This window comes from Paraburkholderia sediminicola (assembly GCF_902859805.1).
In the GTDB taxonomy this organism is placed as follows: Bacteria; Pseudomonadota; Gammaproteobacteria; order Burkholderiales; family Burkholderiaceae; genus Paraburkholderia; species Paraburkholderia sediminicola.
On the sequence record NZ_CADIKC010000008.1, the window covers coordinates 348,127 to 370,464 of the forward strand.

A 22,338-nucleotide genomic window follows, 5' to 3' on the forward strand; every position below is an offset into this window, starting at 1 on the left:
GTCAATCAACTAGCGAACGATGTCTCCTGGCGGAAATTCTATTCCCACTCAATCGTTGCCGGCGGCTTGCCCGAAATGTCATAGACCACCCGGTTAATCCCGCGCACTTCATTGATGATGCGGTTCGACACATGCCCCAGCAACTCGTGCGGCAGATGCGCCCAATGCGCGGTCATGAAGTCCAGCGTCTGCACGGCGCGCAGCGCAACGACATACTCGTAAGTGCGGCCATCGCCCATCACGCCCACGCTCTTCACCGGCAGGAACACCGCAAAAGCCTGGCTCGTCAGGTCGTACCACGACTTGCCGGTTTCCTTATCGATAAAGGTACGCAACGTCTCGATGAAAATCGCGTCCGCGCGACGCAGCAGATCGGCGAAATCGCGGCGCACTTCGCCGAGAATCCGCACGCCCAGACCCGGGCCCGGGAACGGGTGGCGATACACCATTGCCGGCGGCAAACCGAGCTTCACGCCGAGTTCGCGCACTTCGTCCTTGAACAGTTCGCGCAGCGGTTCGAGCAGCTTCAGATTCAGCGTCTCCGGCAGGCCGCCCACGTTGTGGTGGCTCTTGATGGTCTGAGTCGCTTTCTTGCCCTTGCCGGCCGATTCGATCACGTCCGGATAGATCGTGCCTTGCGCAAGCCACTTCGCATCCGTCAGCTTGTTGGCTTCGGTCTGGAACACTTCGACGAATTCCGCGCCGATGATCTTGCGCTTCGCTTCCGGATCAGTCACGCCGGCCAGCTTCGACAGGAACACTTCGCTCGCGTCGACGTGGATCACTTTGACGCCGAGGCTCTCGGCGAAGGTGGCCATCACCTGCTCGGCTTCGTTCAAACGCAGCAAGCCGTGATCGACGAACACGCAAGTCAGCTGGTCGCCGATCGCGCGATGCAGCAGCGCCGCCGCCACCGACGAATCCACGCCGCCCGACAAGCCCAGAATCACATGCTCTTTGCCAACCTGCTCGCGGATCTTCGCGACGGCTTCGTCGATGTAGTGGCCCATTTCCCAGTCGGGATTCGCACCGCAAATCTGCAGCACGAAGCGTTCGAGCATCGCGCGGCCTTGCACGGTGTGCGTGACTTCCGGATGCCATTGCAGGCCGTAGAAATGGCGCTGTTCGTCGGCCATGGCCGCGATCGGACACGATTCCGTCGATGCCATCAGCTGGAAGCCTTGCGGCATTTCCAGCACCTTGTCGCCGTGGCTCATCCACACCTTCAGCATGCCGTGACCTTCCGGCGTGGTGAAGTCGCTGATGCCTTCGAGCAGGCTCGTATGGTTGCGCGCGCGCACTTCGGCGTAGCCGAACTCACGCAGATGACCGATATCGACCTTGCCGCCGAGCTGCTCGGCCATTGCCTGCATGCCGTAGCAGATGCCCAGCACGGGCACGCCGAGTTCGAACACCGCTTGCGGCACGCGCGGCGCATCCGTTTCGGTAACCGAACTCGGGCCGCCGGAGAGGATCACGCCCTTCGGCGCGAAATCGCGAATGAACGACGCGTCGACGTCGTGGGGATGAATTTCCGAATACACGTTGGCTTCGCGAACGCGACGTGCAATCAGTTGGGTGACTTGCGAACCGAAGTCGAGGATCAGGATCTTGTCATGCATGGCAGCGGACGGAGTCAAAAGTGAACGGATACGGGATACCGCGCATGACGCGCGGCGTTGAATTCAAAGCAGTCCACGTGGGGACAATCGAGCATGAAGCGTGGCGGTGAAGCGCGTTGGACCACGTTGGGCCATTCAGCACCGCAGACACTTGCCTGCGGCGCGCGCGAACGGAATCCGGTTGCTTCGGCAGGGGTTCTGGCGCCTGGCGCGTCAGCCATGAAACGGCGGCCGGGGCGCACCAGGTGCGTCGGCAGCGGCGTTGCGGGCATCGTCGCGCGCGGCTGCGGCATCGGCCCGTGCGGCGCGTTCAGAGGCCGTCAGACCCGGTTCGTCGACGGCCGGATGAAGCGGCGCTACCGAAGGCGCTACCGAGACAGGCGTCACGGGCCGTGTGACCGGCACAACGGGCTCAACGACCGGCTCCGCGCGATAGACCGGCTCCGCGATCACGCGACCGGAATCGCGCCTGTTGGCTGCGTCTTTGGCGGCATCTTTCGCGGCCTGCTTTTCGGCGCGCTCAGCGGCTGCGGCTTCAACCAGCCGCACCTTCTCACGCCGCCGCACCGCGCCCGACAGGCGCACACCGCCCAGGCCAACCACCAGCAACACCACACCGGTCAGCACCGCGATGATCTGCCCGAAGCCGGTCAACGCAGGCGTATGCAGCCCGAGCAGCCAGACCAGCATCAGCACGCCGGTCAACCAGTTCACATGGCCGACAACCTTGGCGACCGTCGACGTAAGCGAACCGTCGATCGACGCGTGCAAAGCAAGCCACGCGAGCCCGATCAGCGCCACGCCAAACCCTTGGCCGACTAGAGCCGGCTGGGTTTGCACGAGTTGCAGCGCGTTGTACAACGAAGTCCAGGGCGTCAGCAGAAACAGCAGGCCGAACGCAAGCAGCAACAGTGCATCGAGGATGAGTACAGCGCGCAGCAATGGCTTCATTGGCGTTTAGTCCACGTGGTAGTTGGGCGCTTCCTTGGTGATCTGCACGTCATGCACATGCGACTCGCGCAAGCCCGCGCCCGTGATCTGCACGAACTCGGCCTTGTCGTTCATCTCCGCGATCGTGCGGCAACCGCAGTAGCCCATGCTGGCACGCACGCCGCCGATCAGCTGGAACAGGATCGCGTTGACCGAGCCCTTGTAGGCGACGCGGCCTTCGATACCTTCCGGCACCAGCTTGTCGATGTTCGCGGAGTTGTCCTGGAAGTAGCGGTCTGCCGCGCCGTCTTTCATCGCGCCGACCGAGCCCATGCCACGGTACGACTTGTACTGGCGGCCCTGGAACAGGAACACGTCGCCCGGCGCTTCTTCGGTGCCGGCGAACATGCTGCCCATCATCACGGAATTCGCACCGGCGGCCAGCGCCTTGCTGACGTCGCCCGAGAAACGCACGCCACCGTCGGCGATGACCGGCACGCCCGTGCCCTTCAGCGCTTCGGAGACGTTCGAGATCGCGGTGACCTGCGGCACGCCTACACCGGCGACGATCCGCGTCGTGCAGATCGAGCCCGGGCCGATACCGACCTTCACGCCGTCTGCGCCGTATTCGACCAACGCCTTGGCTGCCGCAGCGGTGGCGATGTTGCCGCCGATCACTTCAACGTGCGGGAATTTCTGCTTGACCCACTTGACGCGCTCGAGCACGCCCTTGCTGTGGCCGTGCGCCGTGTCGACGACGATCACGTCCACACCGGCCTGCACCAGCAGCTCGACGCGCTCTTCGTTGTCTTCGCCCACGCCGACCGCGGCGCCTGCGCGCAGCTTGCCGTGTTCGTCTTTACACGCGTCCGGGTGTTCGGTTTGCTTGGTGATGTCTTTTACCGTCATCAGGCCGCGCAGTTCGAATGCGTCGTTGATGACCAGCACGCGTTCGAGGCGGTGGCTGTGCATCAGCGCCTTGGCTTCGGCGAGCGGTGTGCCTTCCTTGACGGTGACGAGGCGCTCGCGCGGCGTCATGATGTTGCGCACCGGCTCGTCCAGACGCTCTTCGAAGCGCAAGTCGCGGTTCGTGACGATACCGATCAGTTGCGAACCTTCGACGACCGGGAAGCCTGAAATGCCATGCTGGCGCGACAGCGCAATGACGTCGCGCACCTTCATTTGCGGCGGCACCGTGATCGGATCGCGCACGACGCCCGATTCGAAGCGCTTGACCTTGGCAACTTCACGCGCCTGCTCGGCCGGCGTGAGATTCTTGTGGATGATGCCCACGCCACCCATTTGCGCCATCGCGATGGCGAGACGGGCTTCGGTGACGGTGTCCATGGCGGCGGACACGAGCGGCATATTCAGGGAGATGTTGCGGGTCAGCCGGGTCTTGAGGCTGGTGTCGCGCGGCAGAACATCGGAGAAAGCCGGGACGAGGAGCACGTCATCGAACGTGAGTGCTGTTTGGATCAGACGCATGGCAAATCCTATAGGCGCAAAAGCGAATTATACGCGATACCTCCCTGGTTTTCACTGCACTAACAGCAGCTTAGCGAATTTCAGGGGATTTTTTTCGTGACTTTGCACCCTTCGATTTCGCTTCTGCGTTCGCCTCGAGTTCGATCCGGTTTCGTTTGCGCGTTCGGGTGCATGGACGCCGCACCCGGCTTGGGAATGGGTATTTCAGGGCACTTGCGTGCCGCCGGGCCAGCATCCGGAAGTTAAAAAGCGCCTGAACACGCCGGATAAAACCGCCGGAATGCAGAATCGAACAAGACGCCCTGCCCGTCGAACGGCTATTCTGCCGACCATTCCAGTTTTTCTTGCAGGGGCAGTCGATGCAGCGCGGTGTGGCATATGGAGTAATGGCCGGGGCCTTATGGGGCATGGTGTTTCTGGTGCCGCGCGTGCTGCCCGATTTCTCGCCGCTGCTGTTGAGCGCCGGCCGCTACACGATGTACGGCATCGTCTCACTGGCCGCCGCGCTGCCCATGGCGCGCTCGCTTGTCAAACGCCTGACCCGCGAGGATCTCGGCGCACTGGTCAAACTGGCCCTGGCCGGCAACCTGCTCTACTACCTGCTGCTGACCGCCTCGGTCCATATGATCGGGATCGCGCCGGCCTCGCTGATCGTCGGCGTGCTGCCGGTCACGGTGACGCTGCTCGGCCGGCGCGACCACGGCGCCGTGCCGCTCGCCCGCCTCGTATGGCCGCTTTCGCTGGTAGTGGCCGGCATCGCCTGCATCAATATCGACGTGTTCACGGTGGCGGACAGCACGCCTGTGAGTATTGCGACGAAGCTCCTCGGCCTCGCCTGCGCGATCGGCGCGCTCGCCTGCTGGACCTGGTTCGCGGTCGAAAACGCCCGATATCTCCAACGGCAGACGCATTTCAGCGGCAACGAGTGGTCAGTACTGTGGGGTGTGGTGACCGGCGCGCTCGGTGCGGGATTGTGGCTGGTCGTAGCCGTCATGCCCTCCGAGAGCCTGCAGGGGCCGCTCGGCGATGAGCGCTGGCACACCTTCTGGATGCTGAATCTGGGCCTCGCCGTCGGCGCGTCGTGGCTCGGCAACGGGCTGTGGAATGCCGCGTCGAAACGGCTGCCGCTCACGCTGTCCGGCCAGATGATCGTGTTCGAGACGCTTTTTGCGCTGCTCTACGCGTTTATCTACGACCAGCGCCTGCCGCGCCCGCTGGAAACGGCGGCGATCCTGCTGCTGGTGGCGGGGGTCTGCTGGTCGGTGCGCCAGCATGCGGACGACGATACGTCCGGGGCGGCGTCGATTGAGGAGAAGGCGCAGCCTTCGGTGCATTGAGACGCGGTACGGCTTTCAACGCTTTGGCGGGAGACGCGGCAGGCGCAGCGCGCCGACGTGCCGCATTCGCCCTTGGCGGCGGCGACTGAGACACGGCTGGAATCAGTTCACCCACGCCAGTCATAGCTCGCCGGCAGCAAGACGGGCCTAGCGCGAATCCTTGTTCAGCCAGCGGCGCCCTTCAATCGAGCCCGCCTTGCGGGTCTTCTCGACGCGCCGTTGGCGCGACAACTTCGGATCCACCAGCAACGGCCGGTAAATCTCCACACGATCGTGGTCGGCGAGCACCGTATCCAATGGCTTGAGCTTGCCGAACACGCCGACCTTCTGCATACCCAGATCGATCTGCGGATAACGCTGCAAGATGCCGCTTGCGTCTATCGCCTGCTGCAGCGTGGCGCCTTCCGGCAAATCCACGGCAATCAGCGCCTGCTCATTGGCAAGCGCGTAGCAGACTTCAATCGACAAGCGCGCGCTCATGCCTTACCGTAGCGCTGATCGGCGCGCTTCACGAACGATTCGACGAAGGTGTTGGCAATATGGCTGAACACCGGCCCAATGATCTTCTCGAGAATGATGTTGGTGAATTCGTAGTGCAACGCGAATTCGATCTTGCAGGCATCGGCCCGCAGCGGCGTGAAACGCCAGAAGCCGGTGAATTTGCGAAACGGGCCATCCGCGAACTCCATATCGATGCGCGTGGGCCGCTCCATGCTGTTGCGTGTGGCGAAATGCTGCTTGATGCCCTTGAAGTTGATGTCGATCTTCGCCTCCATGCCGGTTTCGTCCTGGCGGCGGATTTCGACTCCCCCGCACCAAGGCAGGAAGTTGGGGTAATCGGCGACGTCGGTGACGAGGTCGAACATCTGTTCCGCCGAATGGCGGATCAACACGGTTTTCTGGACATCTGCCATAAATTGAACAGCGCGTGGCAAGGGTGGACAAGCGCCGCGGGCTTTCCTTGCCCCGCTTTGCTAAAATCGTGATTTTAAACGAGTTGGGCACTTTCCATTCATGAGCATCATTGACAACAGAAAAGCCTTCTACGACTACTCGGTCGAAGAACGCTACGAAGCAGGGCTCGTGCTCGAAGGATGGGAGGTCAAAGCCTTGCGCGCCGGCCGTGGCCAGATCAAGGAAGGCTACGTGGTCATCAAGAATAACGAACTGTTCCTGATCGGCACGCACATCAGCCCGCTGCCCGAAGCCTCGACCCACATCAATCCTGACCCGGTGCGCACCCGCAAGCTGCTGCTGCACGCTGAAGAAATCAGCAAACTGATCGGCAAGGTCGAACAGCGTGGTTATACGCTCGTGCCGTTGAACTTTCATTACAAGGGCGGTCGCGTCAAATGCGAGATCGGCCTCGCCAAGGGTAAGAAGCAGCACGACAAGCGCGAAACCGAAAAGAAGCGCGACTGGGAACGCGAGAAGGCGCGCCTGATGCGCTCGCCGTCGTAAAACTGCGATTCAACAAAAAATGGCCCGCTAGATTTGCGGGCCATTTTCATTCAGCAACGAAGAACGTCAATCAGCGCGCGTCGACCGCGCCCTTCCCCTTGTTCACAATGGTCAGTGCCGACGCGATCATCGAACTCATGTCCGCCAGGTTGCCCGGCACGATCAGCGTAGTGCCCTGCTTCGCCAGGTTAGCGAATGCATTCACATACTGCTCGGCCACTTTCAGGTTCACCGCTTCCATCCCGCCGTTCGACTGGATGGCCGCAGCGATCTTCTGAATCGCCTGCGAGTTAGCCTCGGCCACGGCCAGAATCGCCGCCGCCTGACCCTGCGCCTGATTGATCGCCGCCTGCCGCTCGCCTTCTGACTTCTGGATCGACGCCTCGCGCCCGCCCGAAGCGATATTGATCTGTTCCTGCTTACGCCCTTCAGATGCCGCGATCAGCGCGCGCTTCTCGCGCTCGGCGGTGATCTGCGCCTGCATGGCGTGAAGAATTTCCTTAGGCGGCGTCAGATCCTTGATCTCGTAGCGCAGCACCTTGACGCCCCAGTTCGCCGCCGCCTGATCGAGCGACGACACGATGCTGTGATTGATGAAGTCGCGCTCTTCGAACGTCTTGTCGAGTTCGAGTTTGCCGATCACAGAGCGCAGCGTGGTCTGCGACAACTGCGTAATCGCGAACACGAAGTTGCTCGAACCGTACGACGCCTTCATAGGGTCGGTGACCTGGAAATACAGCACACCGTCCACCTGCAACTGCGTGTTGTCGCGCGTAATACACACCTGGCTCGGCACTTCGAGCGGGATTTCCTTGAGGATGTGCTTGTACGCGATCCGGTCGACGAACGGAAACGCGAAGCTCAGGCCCGGCGTCAGCGTGCGGTGATAACGGCCGAGCCGCTCCAGCACCCACGCATGTTGCTGCGGCACGATCTTGAGCGTCTGCGCCGCCAGCACGATCACGATAAGCAGAAGCACCGCCCCGACAATGGTTGAATCCATGACTGACCTCCGGTCCGTAGTTCGAATAGTTATGCATGGCGCTGTGCGCGTTGGCGCGCTCAGGCCGCGGTTGCTCCTGCTTTCGCCGGCCGGCTGGCCACGACGACAAGGCAACTCCCGCGCATCTCGGCGATTTCATAGCGCTGCGCATCTTCGGGCTCGCCTGCGGCCAGTTCGACGTCCCACGCAGCCCCGCGGTAATCGACGCGCGCCCGGCGCTCGTGCCACGCCGGCACGTTCACCGTCTGGCCGATGTCCAGATTGACGTCCGGGTTCTTCGACGCCTCTTTACGCGTTCTGCGGCCAAAGCGCGAGCGCCTCAGCAACAGGACCGCCGCCAGCGCCACCACCGCCGCAACCGCGAACTGCACGTCGGCAGCGGCGCCAACCAGATGCGCAATCGCAGCCGCGACACAACCCAACGCGATCATCAGCAAATAGAAAGTGCCGCTGATCAATTCCAGCACGATCAGCACACCTGCCCCGATCCACCAGAACAACCCACCTGGCGCCATGTTGATCTCCACAAAGCAAAACACCCCGGATCTACCGGGGTGTTTATAGCACGAAGCAGGTGCATATTACTGGGCGGTGCAGCACGCTTTTACGTGCTTTTGACATACCGCACCACCCTTTATGCACACTGCTTATTGGGCTCGATTACTTCACCAGCGATTTCGCCAGTTGCTGCCACGTCTCGACGATCGAGTCCGGGTTCAGCGAGATCGACTTGATGCCTTCATCGGTCAGCCATTGCGCAAAGTCCGGGTGATCCGAAGGACCCTGGCCGCAGATGCCGACGTACTTGTTCAGTCGCAGGCACGTATCGATCGCGCGCTTCAACAGGAACTTGACGGCCGGATCGCGTTCGTCGAAATCGACTGCCAGCAGTTCCATGCCCGAGTCGCGGTCGAGGCCCAGCGTGAGCTGCGTCAAGTCGTTCGAACCGATCGAGAAGCCGTCGAAGAATTGCAGGAATTCTTCGGCGAGAATCGCGTTCGACGGCACTTCGCACATCATGATCAGGCGCAAGCCCTTCTCACCGCGCTTCAGGCCGAACTTCTCCAGCAGCCCGACCACGCGCTCCGCCTGCTTCAGCGTACGCACGAACGGCACCATGATCTCGACGTTGTCGAGACCCATCTCTTCACGCACCTTCTTCAGCGCGATGCATTCCATCTGGAACGCTTCGGCGAAGTCGTCAGCGATGTAGCGCGATGCGCCACGGAAGCCCAGCATCGGGTTTTCTTCGTCCGGCTCGTAACGCGAACCGCCGATCAGCTTCTTGTACTCGTTCGACTTGAAGTCCGACAGACGCACGATCACGGGCTTCGGATAGAACGCCGCTGCGATCGTTGCGATACCTTCGGTCAGCTTGTCGACATAGAACGCGCGCGGCGATGCATGGCCACGCGCCACGCTTTCCACGGCCTTCTTCAGGTCCTGATCGATGTTCGGGTACTCGAGAATCGCCTTCGGGTGAACGCCGATGTTGTTGTTGATGATGAACTCGAGCCGCGCCAGACCCACGCCTGCGTTCGGCAGTTGCGAGAAGTCGAAAGCCAGTTGCGGATTGCCGACGTTCATCATGATCTTCACCGGAATCGACGGCAGTTCGCCGCGCTGCACTTCGGTGATTTCGGTTTCGAGCAGACCGTCGTAGATCTTGCCTTCATCGCCTTCCGCACAGGACACGGTCACAAGCGCGCCGTCCTTCAGCAGGTCGGTCGCGTCGCCGCAGCCGACCACGGCCGGCACACCCAGCTCACGCGCGATAATCGCCGCGTGGCAGGTACGGCCGCCACGGTTCGTGACGATCGCGGAGGCGCGCTTCATCACCGGCTCCCAGTTCGGGTCGGTCATGTCGGCCACCAGCACGTCGCCCGGCTGCACACGGTCCATTTCAGACGGATCGTGAATCACGCGCACCGGACCCGCACCGATCTTCTGGCCGATCGCGCGGCCGGTAGTCAGCACGTTCGATTGGCCCTTCAGCTTGAAGCGTTGCTCGGCCTTGCCCGCTGCCTGGCTCTTCACCGTTTCCGGGCGCGCCTGCAGGATGAAGATCTTGCCGTCGCGGCCATCTTTGCCCCACTCGATGTCCATCGGACGCTCGTAGTGCTTCTCAATGATGACGGCGTATTTCGCGAGCTCGATCACGTCTTCGTCGGTGATCGAGAAACGGTTGCGCTGTTCGTGTGCGACGTCGACGGTCTTCACGCGGCCTTCTTCGCCCGCCTTGGTGAATTCCATCTTGATCAGCTTCGAGCCGATCGAGCGGCGGATGATCGGGTACTTGCCTTGCGCGAGCGTGGTCTTGAAGACGTAGAACTCGTCCGGATTCACGGCGCCCTGCACGACCGTTTCGCCCAGGCCGTAGCTCGACGTGATGAAGACGGCGTCCTTGAAGCCCGATTCCGTGTCCAGCGTGAACATCACGCCAGCCGCGCCGACGTCCGAGCGCACCATGCGCTGCACACCCGCCGACAACGCGACTTCAGCGTGGGTGAAGCCCTTGTGGACGCGATAGGAGATCGCACGGTCGTTATACAGCGACGCGAACACGTGCTTCATGCGATCGAGCACCTCCTCGATGCCGACCACGTTGAGGTAGCTTTCCTGCTGACCCGCGAACGATGCGTCCGGCAAGTCTTCTGCCGTTGCCGACGAACGCACGGCAAACGACAACTCTTCAGGCGAGCTGTTTTGCAGGGTGTCGAAGCCTGCGCGGATATCCGCTTCGAGACGCGGCTGCATCGGGGCGTCGACGATCCATTGACGGATCTCCTTGCCCGCTTCGGCGAGCGCTTTCACGTCGTCGACGTCGAGCGTTTCGAGGCGTTTGGCGATGCGTTCGGTCAGATTGTTGTGATGCAGGAAGTCACGGAAAGCCAGCGCCGTAGTGGCGAAGCCAGTCGGCACGCGCACGCCTGCTTCGGCGAGCTGACTGATCATCTCGCCAAGCGACGCATTCTTGCCGCCGACAATCTCCACATCGGTCATCCGCAACTGCTCGAACGGAACTACATACGCCTCTTCCTTTGCGACGGTAACTACGTTAGTCATACAAGCCCCTAAGTGTGAAAGAAATTCACGGCTGTGCAAGTGGGCTTGAACGCGAGACGCCCATTGGAAGCGTGACCTCGCGTCTTGCACAACCTGTTGGAGAAGCAATCGCTGCACATGGCCTCACGGGCCAAAAGTGCCGGATGCACGACGTAGAAAGCGGTTGGACGAAATTACCGATCGATCCACCCCAATCTCTCAATTTGCCGCTAGTTACCGGCGCAAAGCGTGGCGTTGACCGACCGTTCGCAGTAAGTTAGACGCCAATCGCCTGCAATTGCTTATCCAACAGGTTGCCGCTATTCTACCGTGCCGACTCTCAAAATGTGACAGTCGGACGAGAATTGCGCCTCGAATCGCGCCCCGGACCGGCTGACGGGCTCTTGCGAGGCTTTCGCGAGTCCCCACCACCTTCCGGACGCAATTGCGGTGCCCACGGCGCGCTGACATGACGCCGCTGCAATCTCCGGTTAGCCACCGTGCAGCGGCATCCATACAGCGATGTTTCATTCGAGCGCTTTTCCCCGCTCACGTTCCCCAGCCCCACTGATGCCGCCCACCGTATTCATCGTCTCCGACGGTACCGGGATCACTGCCGAAACCTTCGCGCATTCGATCCTCTCCCAGTTCGACCAGAAATTCCGCCTGGTTCGCGTGCCCTTCGTCGACTCGACGGAAAAAGCCTACGCCACGCTAGAAAAGATCAACGAAGCGATCCAGCAGGACGGCCGCCGTCCGATCGTCTTCACGACGCTGGTGGACAGCGCGTCGAACCAGATCGTCAAAGGCTCGAATGCGCTCGTGCTGGACATGTTTCAGACCTTCGTCGAGCCGCTCGAGCAGGAGCTGGAGCTTAAGTCGAGCCATGCAATGGGTCGCGGCCACCAGAACGCCGATACCGAGGAATACAAGAACCGGATCGAAGCGATCAACTTCTCGCTCGCCCACGACGACGGTCAATCGAACCGCAATCTGGCCGATGCCGACGTGATTCTGGTGGGCGTGTCGCGCAGCGGCAAGACGCCGACGAGCCTGTATCTGGCGATGCAGTACGGTGTGAAAGCGGCCAACTATCCGTTGATTCCGGAAGACTTCGAACGTGGCAAGCTGCCTACGCCGCTATTGGCGCATCGGCAGAAGATGTTTGGTTTGTCGATCGATCCGCAGCGGCTGTCGGAGATCCGCAACGAGCGCCGCCCGGGCAGCAAGTACGCCGCGCCGGAAAATTGCCGTTACGAGATCAACGAGGCTGAGGCGATGATGCGGCGCGAAGGGGTCAAGTGGTTGTCGTCGACGCATAAGTCGATCGAAGAGATCGCGACGACGATCCTGCAGGAGATCAAGCTGGACCGGCCGGCTTATTGAGAGCAGCGGCCAGCTTTACCGGCGTGCGTGCGGGGTGTTGAGGTGATCGCGGAGATCGCCTCAGCCCCGAAGTCAGCCCTGAAGTCAGTGCGCTGTCACGCCCTGCGCTGCTGGCGGCACTGTTCGAACACGCAGACTGCCGCCGCAGCCGCCACATTCAGCGATTCCATGCCGCCCGGCTGGGGAATCGTCACCCGCAAAGAAACGGCATCGCGCCAGGTCTGCGATACGCCCGCCCCTTCGTTGCCGAACACCCACGCGAGCGGCCCGCTCAGATCGCAATCGTAGATCGCCTCGGCGCCGTGCGAATCCGTAATGACGATGGGCACCGCGAGGCGCTCGATCAATACCTGCGCCTCGACATCCTCGTGGATTTGCAACAGGAAATGCGCGCCCATACCCGAGCGCAATACCTTCGACGACCACGCGTACGCGGTGCCCGGCGCGCAAAACACTTGCTGAATACCAGCGGCCGCCGCGCTGCGCAGAATCGAACCGACGTTGCCGGCGTCCTGCACGCCATCGAGCACGAGGCAGGTTTCTCCGACCTTCTCCGGCAGCGGCGTATCGAGCTTTTCGACCAGCAGCAGAATCCCGACACCATGCACGACGTTCGACACCTGGCCGAACAAAGCATCGGGCAACGTAACGATACGGTGCTCGTCGATGCGCGACACGATCGCCTGTGCTTCGTCGTGACGCAACGCGCCCTCGGTAACGATGCACATTTCCGGCTGCCCGGCGACATCGAGATACGCGCTCGCGAGATGGAACCCTTCGAGCAACGCGTGGCCGCTGCGGCGCTGTTGATGCGTCGAGCCGGCCAGTGCCTTGAGGCGCTTGTAGAGCGGATTGTCCCGCGAGGTGATGGCTTTCACAGGCAGCGAAGACAGTGAGAATGAGGAAAAGAGTGGGCGACGCGCCGGACCACACGCAGCGCTTACGCGCCGCTGCGTTCGCCGAAGGCGTCGTCGTCGTCGTCGAGCATGATGTCGGTGATCACATCTGACACGATGATCACGTCGCCCGCCGGCCGTGGTTTCGAACCCGTGCCGAAACGCTGATGCGCTTCACGCACCGGTGCGAACGAGCGCCGATGATGCTCGCAGGGCCCATGTTCACGCAGCGCCGCGAGATGCTGCGGCGTGCCGTAGCCAGCATGCGCGTTAAAACCGTAGACCGGATAGGTTTGATGCAATTCGAGCAGCATCCGGTCACGCGTGACCTTGGCGAGAATCGACGCCGCCGAAATGCTTTTGATCAGTGCATCGCCGCCGATCACCGCTTCGCTGCGAACGCTCAGCGTCGGGCAGCGATTGCCGTCGATTTTCACGAGCGTCGGCACGACCGAGAGGCCTTCGACCGCCCGTTTCATCGCCAGCATGGTGGCGTGCAGGATGTTCAGCGTATCGATTTCTTCGACGCTGGCGGATGCGATGCAGTACGCGAGCGCCCGGTCGACGATCTTGTCGTACAGCTCGTCGCGTTTTTTGGCGGTGAGCGCTTTCGAATCGTCGAGGCCACGGATCATCGGCTTCGACGGGTCGAAAATCACCGCGGCAGCGACCACCGGGCCGGCCAGCGGCCCACGCCCGGCTTCGTCGACGCCGCAGACGATGTCGTCCGGCGTCTCGAAGTCCAGACCGACCTGCCGCGCCGCCGCGCCTGCAACGGTCGCAGCCTTGCGGCGTGGCGCGCGTGCGGTCGTCACGGCCGCGCCTTCCGTTTTTCGACGACGCTCGCCACGACTTCCGCTGCACGCTGCGCAGTGTTCTGCTTCAGCACGTGATGCATCTCCGTGAAGATTTCCGTCAGCGTGCGCCGGTTGGCTTCGTCGCGCAACTGTTTCAGCGTGGCCTCGGCGAGCGCCTGGGGCGTCGCGAAGTGCTGCAGAATTTCCGGCACAACGAAGCGTCCCGCCAGAATGTTCGGCAAGCCGACATACGGCAGATAGCCCTGGCGGCGCATGATCTGACCGGTCAGCCAGGGCACCTTATACGAGATCACCATCGGCTTTTTCAGCAGCGCGGCTTCCAGCGTCACCGTGCCGCTCTTGACGAGGATCGCGTCGGCCGCCGTCATCGCGATTTGCGCCTGGCCGTCGGTAATGGTCAGTGCGAGACCGGGATGCGCATCGACCAGCGGCCGCAGCATTTCGCGCAGTGCAGGCGTGGCCGCCGGCATCACGAAACGCAAACTGGGCTCCTGGTGCTGCATCATTTCCATCGCGGCAAAGAACGTCGGACCGATCAGATCGATCTCCGAGCGCCGGCTGCCAGGCAGCACCGCGATGATCGGGCCGCTTTCGGCAAGCCCGAGCGTGCGGCGCGCGCCAAGCGTGTCGGGTACCAGAGGAATTTCGTCGGCGAGCGGATGGCCCACGTACGAGGCCGGGACGCCTGCCTTTTCCAGCAGCGCTGTTTCGAACGGGAACACGCACAGCATGTGGTCGACCGCTTTGGCGATCTTCTTGATGCGCCCACCTCGCCACGCCCAGATCGACGGACAAACGAAGTGAACCGTCGGAATACCTGCATCGCGCAACGGATGCTCGAGTCCGAAGTTGAAATCGGGCGCGTCCACACCGACGAACACCGACGGTGGTTCGGCCAGCAGTTGGCGCTTCAGTTCGTTGCGGATGCCGAGGATCTCTGGAATATGCCGAATTGCTTCGACATAGCCGCGCACCGTCAGCTTCTCCATTGGCCAGTGGGCGTCAAAACCCGTGGCGATCATGCGCGGGCCGCCGATCCCGTAATACTGGGTACCGGCGGGCAGACGGCTCGCGAGGCCGTCGAGCAGCGACGCCGCCAGCAGGTCGCCGGACGGCTCGCCTGCCACCATCGCGACGCGCAGGGGACTCGGGTTCAAAGCCATCGGTTAGCGGATGATGCCGCGTTGCGACGCTTCGACAAACGCGAGCAGCGTTTGTACCGGCGCATCGCCATCGCCACCCGCGGTTGCGAGTTCGCGCAACTGCAGCTTCGCTTCTTCCAGCGACAGGCCGTTCTTGTACAGCAGGCGGTACGCCGAGCGCAGCGCCGAGATCGCGTCTGCGGAGAACCCGCGGCGGCGCAGACCTTCGACGTTGATACCGTGCGGCTCGGCCTTATTGCCGGCAGCGATCACGAACGGCGGGATGTCCTGCACGAGCGCCGACGCGCCGCCCAGCATCGAATGCGCGCCGATGCGCACGAACTGATGCACGCCCGACATGCCGCCGATAATCGCATGGTCGCCAATCGTCACGTGGCCGGCCATCTGTGCATTGCTCGACAGAATCACGTTGTTGCCGACGTGGCAGTCGTGGCCGATGTGCACGTAGGCCATGATCCAGTTGTCGTCGCCCAGCGTGGTGACGCCCGAGTCCTGCACCGTGCCGGTGTGGATCGTGGTGAATTCACGGATCGTGTTGCGATTGCCGATCACGAGCCGGGTCGGCTCGTCCTTGTACTTCATGTCCTGCGGGCGGCCGCCGACCGATGCATAGTGACCGATGCGGTTGTCTTCGCCGATCGTGGTGTGACCTTCGACCACGCTGTGCGAACCGACCGTGGTCCGTGCGCCGATCGTCACATGTGCGCCAATGACGGCATATGGTCCGATTTCGACGGATTCGTCGAGTTGTGCGCCCGGCTCGACGATCGCAGTGGGATGAATCCTGCTCATGCGTCCTCGCTTCTGATTCTGTTGCGTTGTCTGGATGGGCGTAACCGGAGTTTGCAGCGCTCACGATGAGCCGCTGACGGTCCGGACACCGGCTTCAAGCGTCTTTGTCCGTGTGCCGCACCGCGCACATCAGATCGGCTTCCGCCGCCACGGCTCCATCCACTTCGGCGCGCGCCTTGAACTTCCAGATGCCGCGCATATGACGCTCGAACGTGCAGTTCAGGATCAGCTGATCGCCCGGTTCCACCACGCGCTTGAAACGCGCGTTGTCGATGCCCACGAACAGATACAGCGTGTTCGACGGATCGCTCGGCTCTTCCGAAAACGTCAGCAGCGCTGCCGTTTGCGCGAGCGCTTCGAGGATCAGCACGCCGGGCATCACCGGACGGGTCGGAAAGTGACCCTGGAAATACGGCTCATTGATCGACACGTTCTTCAACGCTTTGATGCTCTTATGCGGCTCAAGTTCGAGCACCCGGTCGACCAGCAGGATCGGGTAACGATGGGGCAGCAGCGTGAGAATCTTATGAATGTCGAGATTGATTTTTTCGGTGCTCATGGTGTTTCTACTCACGCATTGACTGCGCGATGATGACTGCGGATGCTGGTGCAGGTGGGTTGGTAACGCGTGCTGCCGGCGCTTGCCGAAACCCGGCGGCCATGCCACCCGGTCACGGCAACCGACTTTGCTTCCTGATTCTTGCCCGCTATTTTACGCGGTACCGGCAGATTGGCCCGCGGATTGTTGTGCGGGTTGACCCGCAGGTCAGCGTGCGGGTCTGCCTGCGGGTCTGTCCTGATATCTCAGGCTTCGTCGCCTGCGGAATTGCTTGCCGCGCTGGCTGGCTGACCTGCCGAAGCGGCAATTTCGAGCGCCTTGATACGATCGCGAAGCTTGCCGATGTTACGCAGCAAAGCGGCGCTCTTGTTCCAGTCCGCATGGTTCACGGCCGGGAATGCACTGGTGTACATGCCAGGCTTCAGCAAGGACTTCGAGACGCCCGACTGCGCCGTGACGATCACATAGTCAGCCAAGGTGACGTGCCCGGCGATCCCAACCGCGCCGCCGATCATGCAATGACGGCCGATCGTGGTACTGCCCGCAATGCCCGCACAACCGGCGATCACGGTGTAAGCGCCGACCTTGCAGTTGTGGCCGATCTGCACGAGGTTGTCGATCTTCACGCACTCTTCGATGATTGTGTCTGCCATCGCGCCGCGGTCGATGGTGGTGTTCGCACCGATTTCGACGTCGGCCGCGATCGACACACCGCCGACCTGCGGAATTTTCACCCAGCTGCCGGTACGCGCATCACCTTCACCGACGAAATCCGGCGCGAAACCAAAACCGTCGGAACCGATCACCGCGCCGGCGTGCACGATCACGCGCTCGCCGATTTTGCAGCCGTGATACACCGCGACGTTTGGATACAGATGCGAGCCTGCGCCGATTCGCGTGCCGCGGCCGATCACCACGTTGGCGTCCAGACGCACGTTTTCGCCGATCACCGCGCCCGCTTCCACCGTGACGTGCGGACCGATCACCGCACTCGCGGCAATCTGGGCCGACGGGTCGATCGTCGCGCTCGGATGCACACCGGGCACGGCCTTGGGCGCTGCCATGTCGATGAAGGTCTGCGCGACGCGCGCGAAGTAAGCGTACGGATTCGGCGTGACGATGAAGTTACGGCCTGTATGGGAGCTGAGTTTCGAGAGGTCGTCGGCATTGATCAACACCGCGCCTGCACGGGTCGTCTCGACCTGCGACAGGTACTTCGGATTGGCGAGGAACGCCAGCTGGTCCGGGCCTGCCTGGTCAAGCGGCGCCAGACTGCCGACGCGGTGCGAACCCTCTCCGACTACTTCACCGCCGAACCGCCGGACGATGTCCTCAAGCGTAAATGCCATGCCTATCCTCTGTCTCCGATCCCATGCGAGATGGTTGCTGCACACTCAGTCCAACTTGTCAGTTCTACGGCCTTGCGCTACAACCCAGCCGGCGCCCAGCGCACGGCGCGTGCGTTCAGTTACCCGATGCCGCCAGTGCCTTTAGCACCTGATCGGTAATGTCGATGCGCGGGCTCACGTACACCGCTTCCTGAACGATCAGGTCGTAGTGCTGCTGCTCGGCGATCTGCTTGATGACCTTGTTGGCCCGGTCGAGCACCGCCGCCAGCTCTTCATTGCGGCGCTGGTTCAGGTCCTCGCGAAACTCGCGTTGCTTGCGCTGAAAGTCCGTATCCAGCTGCGACAGATCGCGCTGCTTCTGCGCGCGATCGGCGGCCGACATCGACGCGCCGTTCTTGTCGAGCGAGTCGGACATCGACTTCAGCTTCTGCGCCATGTCGGCCAGGTCTTTGTCGCGCTTGGCGAACTCCGCCTCGAGCTTGACCTGTGCGGCCTTCGCGGCAGCCGATTCACGCAGGATACGGTCCGAATTCACCGCAGCGATCCTGGCTTCCTGGGCGTGCGCGACCCCTGCTACGCCGACACCCAGCGTCATTGCCAGCGCCAGCGCGCAAGCCACACGTTTCGAAAACATACCGGTTCGCAAAGTCATCCTCTCGATACTGTAGTTTGGCCGGGCCCACCGCCGGAAGCCGCCCGTAAAGGCCCGGGCCACCCTCCGCCGGATCAGAATGCCGTCCCGATCTGGAACTGGAACTTCTGATACTGGTCGCCCGTGTGCTTCGTGAGCGGGAAGCCCAAGCTGAGCTTGAGCGGGCCGATCGGCGAGATCCACGCAAGACCGACACCGTAGCCGTAACGCAGGCCGTTCGCGCCGATGCTGTTACCTTCCGTACCCCAGACGTTACCGCCGTCGAGGAACGTGAAGACACGCAGCGTGCGGTCGTAGCCCGTGCCCGGCAGCGGGAACGTCAACTCGACGTTACCCACCAGCAGCTTCGAGCCGCCGATCGGGTCGTTCGTCTTCGCATCGCGCGGACCCAGCGAGCTCGGCTCGTAGCCCCGCACCGAACCGATACCGCCCGCGTAGTAGTTCTTGAAAATCGGATATGGCTTGCCGCCGAGGCCGTTACCGTAACCGCCCTGGAAGTTGAAGCCCAGCACGAAACCACGCGAGAACGAATAATAGTACTGCGCGTTAATGTCGGCCTTGTAGTACTGCGTGCCGCCGATCGGCGTGCCGTATTCGGCGTTCGCCTGCGTGAAGTAACCACGGCTCGGCACCAGTGCGCTGTCACGCGCGTCGCGCGACCAACCCACCGTGATCGGCACGTTGTTCGACACACGGCCAAATTCGTGCACGTAGTCGATATAGCTTTGCGGCGTGTTCGCGTCGATATCCAGCTGGTTCTGCTCGAGGCCCGCGCCGAAGTACACCGTGTCGACTTCGGAGAACGGAATACCGAACTTCAGGTCACCACCGATCGTGACGATCTTGAAGCTCGAGTCGGTCGAGTAGTACAGCGGCTGGTACGTACGGTAGTAGACGTCTGTAATGCGCTTGATGCCGTCGACCGTGAAGTACGGGTCGACCTGCGTGACTGTCAAGGTACGGTACGTCTTGGCGGTATTCACGTTCACCGCGAGACTCGTACCGGAACCGAACACGTTGTCCTGCGACACGCCGGCCGAGAGCACCACCTTGTCCGTCGACGAGAAGCCCGCGCCCAGCGTGATCGCGCCGGTCGGCTTTTCGGCCACCTTGACGTCCACATCGACCTGGTCGGGCGTGCCTTCCACCGGCACCGTGGTCACGTCCACGTCCGTGAAGTAGCCGAGGCGGTTGATCCGGTCTTTCGACAGCGCGAGGCGGTTCGAATCGAACCACGAGCTTTCGAGCTGGCGCATTTCGCGGCGCACGACTTCGTCGCGGGTGCGCGTGTTGCCGACCACGTTGATGCGGCGCACGTACACGCGGCGGCTCGGGTCCACTTGCAGCGTCAGGTCGACCTTGTGGTGTTCCTGATCGATCTGCGGCTGCGCGTTGACCGTGGCGAATGCATAGCCGTATTCACCGAGCTTGTCGACGATCGCCTTGGTGGTGGCTTGCAGCTTTTCAGCCGAAAAGCGGTCACCCGGTTTGATCTTGATGAGCTTGTTCAGCTCCGGCTCGCGGTCGAGCAGGTTACCAGCCAGCTTGATGCTGTTGATCGTGTACGGCTCGCCTTCGTGCAGCGTAACCGTCAGATACATGTCCTTCTTGTCCGGCGAGATCGACACCTGCGTCGAGTCGATGTTGAACTCGAGGTAGCCGCGATTCAGGTAATACGAGCGGACGTTTTCGAGGTCGCCGGTGAGCTTGTCTTTCGCGTACAGATCGTTCTTCGTGTACCACGAGAACCAGTTCGGCGTGGACAACTGCATTTCGTCGCGCAGCGTACCGGTGCTGAACGCCTTGTTGCCGATGAAGTTGATCTGGCGGATCTTCGCGCTCGGACCTTCAGCCACCGAGAACAGCACCGACACGCGATTGCGGTCGATCGGCGTGATCGTGGTGGTGACTTCGGCGGCATAGTAGCCACGCGTCAGGTACTGGCGTTTCAGTTCCTGCTCGGCCTTGTCGACGAGTGCCTTGTCGTAATAACGGCCTTGCGACAAACCGACCGCGCGCAGCGCCTTGGTCAGGTTTTCCTTGTCGAACTCGTGAATGCCGGCGAAGTCGATCGTGCCGATGGCCGGACGTTCCAGCACCTGCACGATGACGACATTGCCTTCCGTCGCGATCTTGACGTCATTGAAGAAGCCCGTGGCGTACAGCGCGCGAATGGCTTCGGAGGCCTTGTCGTCGCTAAAGGTGTCGCCTTGCTTGATGGGCAGGTACGCGAACACGGTACCGGGTTCGACGCGTTGCAATCCCTCGATCCGGATGTCTTGCACCACGAAGGGCGTCGTTGCGTGAGCAACCAGCCCATGCGCGGCAAACGCCGCGGCTATAACCGTCTTTGGAACAAAGCGATGAGGTTTAAACAACGTGCTTCCCCAGTGTGTATAGCTGCATCAGGTCGGGCGGTCGCCATCGTGAACGCCGCCAGACACTTTAAAAATGGATTAAACGAGCCAGATCGTTGAACAGCGCAATCGCCGACAACGCGACGATGCAGGCGAGACCCGCCCTCTGAAAAACGAGTTGCCAGCGATCGGAGACAACTTTGCCGGTTACAGCTTCAACCAAATAATATAACAGATGACCCCCGTCCAATACCGGAATTGGTAACAGGTTCAGTACGCCGAGGCTAATACTGACAAGGGCCAGGAACGACAGGAATGCAGATGGACCTAGACGTGCGCTCTTTCCTGCGTAATCGGCAATCGTCACGGGGCCAGAAAGATTTTTCAGCGAAGCCTCGCCGACGATCATCCGCCCGAACATCCGCACCGAATAGACAGCCAGATCCCACGTACGGCGCGCGCCCAGTTGCAGGCTTTCAACCGGCCCGTAACGCACGTCGATCGACGGCACCTGGGTAGCGAGTTCCGCACCGATACGGCCGATTTGCTGCCCGCTTGCGTCATCGCGCTGCGACTGCGGAACGATGCGAACGTCTTCCAGCCTGCCCGCGGCTTGCCCACCACGCTCCACCTGCAGCGTCACGGGTGTGCCGGCGTGCGATTTTACATAAGCGATGAAGGCCGTGGCATTGTCGGTCGGGATACCGTTGATCGCGCGCAGACGGTCGCCCACCGCAAGGCCTGCCTTTTGCGCCGCGCTCCCCGGCTGCACCCCGGCGACCGTCAGCTTGCCGCCACCCGGCTCGAAACCAAGGCGCGACATGAAGTCATCGTCGACATCTTTCTCGGTGACGCCACGCAGATCCAGCTGGAAATCCGAGGTGCCGTGCGCATCTTTTGCACTCAGCACGACGCGCTTGTGATCGAATGCCGCACCCAGCAGTTTCCAGCGCAGGTCCGACCAAGACCGCACTCGCTCAGATTCGCCGGCGTTCTCCGCACGCACCGCAACGATGGTTTCGCCACCGTCGAAACCGGCCAGCGCGGCCGGCGTATTCGGCGCAGGCGCGGCCACCACAGCCGCTGGCTCCGTCACGCCCGTGGCGAACACGAGGGCGAACAGCACAATGGCAAGCAGGAAATTCGCGACCGGGCCGGCCGCGACAATCGCGAAACGGCGCCACACCGACTGCCGGTTGAACGCATGCGGCAAGGCTGCAGCGGGAATCGGCGCCCCGCCGGTCTCGCGCTCGTCGAGCATCTTCACGTAGCCGCCCAGCGGCAGCGCGGCAATCGTCCATTCGGTACCCGTCTTCGGGCTCACCCATTGGAACAGCGGCTTGCCGAAGCCGATCGAAAAACGCAGCACCTTGACGCCGCACAAACGCGCGACGCTGTAGTGCCCGTACTCGTGGACGACCACGAGTACGCCAATCGCGACCGCGAAGGCAAGCAGTTCGATCAGCAGGTTCATAGGCGC

General features: G+C 62.0%; 20 protein-coding genes. 3 read left to right on the forward strand and 17 right to left on the reverse strand.

Annotated elements, in window-relative coordinates:
* Positions 1-38: 38 nt before the first annotated feature.
* The 3 genes from guaA to guaB all read right to left on the reverse strand — a co-directional run bounded on the left by guaA (position 39) and on the right by guaB (position 4,040).
* Positions 39-1,622 (reverse strand): glutamine-hydrolyzing GMP synthase, encoded by a 1,584-nt coding sequence (gene guaA / locus R8871_RS26730; protein WP_175053158.1) that lies wholly within the window; start codon positions 1,620-1,622, stop codon positions 39-41.
* 213 nt (positions 1,623-1,835) lie between these two features.
* The gene (locus R8871_RS26735; RefSeq protein WP_175053159.1) at positions 1,836-2,573 is read right to left on the reverse strand and encodes a hypothetical protein; all 738 of its coding nucleotides are present in this window, start codon (positions 2,571-2,573) and stop codon (positions 1,836-1,838) included.
* 6 nt (positions 2,574-2,579) lie between these two features.
* A complete protein-coding gene (gene guaB, locus R8871_RS26740; RefSeq protein ID WP_054035195.1) occupies positions 2,580-4,040 on the reverse strand; it encodes an IMP dehydrogenase in 1,461 nt (486 codons plus the stop codon).
* Positions 4,041-4,399: 359 nt separating this feature from the next.
* Between guaB and R8871_RS26745 the strand changes: the two genes are divergently transcribed.
* The gene (locus tag R8871_RS26745; protein ID WP_175053160.1) at positions 4,400-5,377 is read left to right on the forward strand and encodes a DMT family transporter; all 978 of its coding nucleotides are present in this window, start codon (positions 4,400-4,402) and stop codon (positions 5,375-5,377) included.
* Between the two features lie 147 nt (positions 5,378-5,524).
* Here R8871_RS26745 and R8871_RS26750 read toward each other — a convergent pair whose 3' ends face one another.
* Positions 5,525-5,857: an RnfH family protein gene (locus R8871_RS26750; protein ID WP_175053161.1), complete on the reverse strand. Its 333-nt coding sequence runs from the start codon at positions 5,855-5,857 to the stop codon at positions 5,525-5,527.
* Complete coding sequence (locus R8871_RS26755) at positions 5,854-6,291, reverse strand: type II toxin-antitoxin system RatA family toxin (protein WP_028199353.1); 438 nt, start codon at positions 6,289-6,291, stop codon at positions 5,854-5,856. Before R8871_RS26755 ends, R8871_RS26750 begins: the two co-directional genes overlap by 4 nt.
* Before the next feature lie 100 nt (positions 6,292-6,391).
* Between R8871_RS26755 and smpB the strand changes: the two genes are divergently transcribed.
* The gene (smpB, locus tag R8871_RS26760) at positions 6,392-6,838 is read left to right on the forward strand and encodes an SsrA-binding protein SmpB (protein WP_054035193.1); all 447 of its coding nucleotides are present in this window, start codon (positions 6,392-6,394) and stop codon (positions 6,836-6,838) included.
* A 70-nt stretch (positions 6,839-6,908) separates the two neighbouring features.
* Here the strand turns inward: smpB and R8871_RS26765 are convergent, their stop codons facing one another.
* The 3 genes from R8871_RS26765 to ppsA form a co-directional block, all read right to left on the reverse strand.
* Positions 6,909-7,841, reverse strand: a complete 933-nt coding sequence (locus R8871_RS26765; protein ID WP_175053162.1) for an SPFH domain-containing protein — start codon at positions 7,839-7,841, stop codon at positions 6,909-6,911.
* A 59-nt stretch (positions 7,842-7,900) separates the two neighbouring features.
* Complete coding sequence (locus tag R8871_RS26770; protein WP_175053163.1) at positions 7,901-8,356, reverse strand: NfeD family protein; 456 nt, start codon at positions 8,354-8,356, stop codon at positions 7,901-7,903.
* A 145-nt stretch (positions 8,357-8,501) separates the two neighbouring features.
* The gene (ppsA, locus tag R8871_RS26775) at positions 8,502-10,907 is read right to left on the reverse strand and encodes a phosphoenolpyruvate synthase (RefSeq protein WP_175053164.1); all 2,406 of its coding nucleotides are present in this window, start codon (positions 10,905-10,907) and stop codon (positions 8,502-8,504) included.
* A gap of 549 nt (positions 10,908-11,456) precedes the next feature.
* Between ppsA and ppsR the strand changes: the two genes are divergently transcribed.
* Entirely contained in the window at positions 11,457-12,272 is an 816-nt protein-coding gene (gene ppsR / locus R8871_RS26780; RefSeq protein WP_054035190.1) for a posphoenolpyruvate synthetase regulatory kinase/phosphorylase PpsR, read from the forward strand.
* Between the two features lie 95 nt (positions 12,273-12,367).
* Here the strand turns inward: ppsR and R8871_RS26785 are convergent, their stop codons facing one another.
* The 9 genes from R8871_RS26785 to rseP all read right to left on the reverse strand — a co-directional run bounded on the left by R8871_RS26785 (position 12,368) and on the right by rseP (position 22,332).
* A complete protein-coding gene (locus R8871_RS26785; protein ID WP_175053165.1) occupies positions 12,368-13,150 on the reverse strand; it encodes a TrmH family RNA methyltransferase in 783 nt (260 codons plus the stop codon).
* A 62-nt stretch (positions 13,151-13,212) separates the two neighbouring features.
* Positions 13,213-13,983: a ribonuclease HII gene (rnhB, locus tag R8871_RS26790; protein ID WP_175053166.1), complete on the reverse strand. Its 771-nt coding sequence runs from the start codon at positions 13,981-13,983 to the stop codon at positions 13,213-13,215.
* Positions 13,980-15,149 carry a lipid-A-disaccharide synthase gene (gene lpxB, locus R8871_RS26795; protein ID WP_175053167.1) on the reverse strand — a complete coding sequence of 390 codons (1,170 nt, stop codon included), beginning with the start codon at positions 15,147-15,149 and terminating at the stop codon, positions 13,980-13,982. Before lpxB ends, rnhB begins: the two co-directional genes overlap by 4 nt.
* A gap of 3 nt (positions 15,150-15,152) precedes the next feature.
* Positions 15,153-15,941, reverse strand: coding sequence for an acyl-ACP--UDP-N-acetylglucosamine O-acyltransferase (gene lpxA, locus R8871_RS26800; protein ID WP_175053168.1), 789 nt, complete (start codon positions 15,939-15,941; stop codon positions 15,153-15,155).
* A 94-nt stretch (positions 15,942-16,035) separates the two neighbouring features.
* Positions 16,036-16,500, reverse strand: a complete 465-nt coding sequence (gene fabZ, locus R8871_RS26805) for a 3-hydroxyacyl-ACP dehydratase FabZ (protein ID WP_020065638.1) — start codon at positions 16,498-16,500, stop codon at positions 16,036-16,038.
* Positions 16,501-16,745: 245 nt separating this feature from the next.
* Positions 16,746-17,849, reverse strand: a complete 1,104-nt coding sequence (gene lpxD, locus R8871_RS26810; protein ID WP_175053169.1) for a UDP-3-O-(3-hydroxymyristoyl)glucosamine N-acyltransferase — start codon at positions 17,847-17,849, stop codon at positions 16,746-16,748.
* Positions 17,850-17,964: 115 nt separating this feature from the next.
* Positions 17,965-18,501 carry an OmpH family outer membrane protein gene (locus R8871_RS26815; RefSeq protein WP_171925998.1) on the reverse strand — a complete coding sequence of 179 codons (537 nt, stop codon included), beginning with the start codon at positions 18,499-18,501 and terminating at the stop codon, positions 17,965-17,967.
* Between the two features lie 74 nt (positions 18,502-18,575).
* Positions 18,576-20,879 (reverse strand): outer membrane protein assembly factor BamA, encoded by a 2,304-nt coding sequence (bamA, locus tag R8871_RS26820; RefSeq protein WP_175053170.1) that lies wholly within the window; start codon positions 20,877-20,879, stop codon positions 18,576-18,578.
* 67 nt (positions 20,880-20,946) lie between these two features.
* The gene (gene rseP / locus R8871_RS26825; protein WP_175053171.1) at positions 20,947-22,332 is read right to left on the reverse strand and encodes an RIP metalloprotease RseP; all 1,386 of its coding nucleotides are present in this window, start codon (positions 22,330-22,332) and stop codon (positions 20,947-20,949) included.
* Positions 22,333-22,338: the final 6 nt, after the last annotated feature.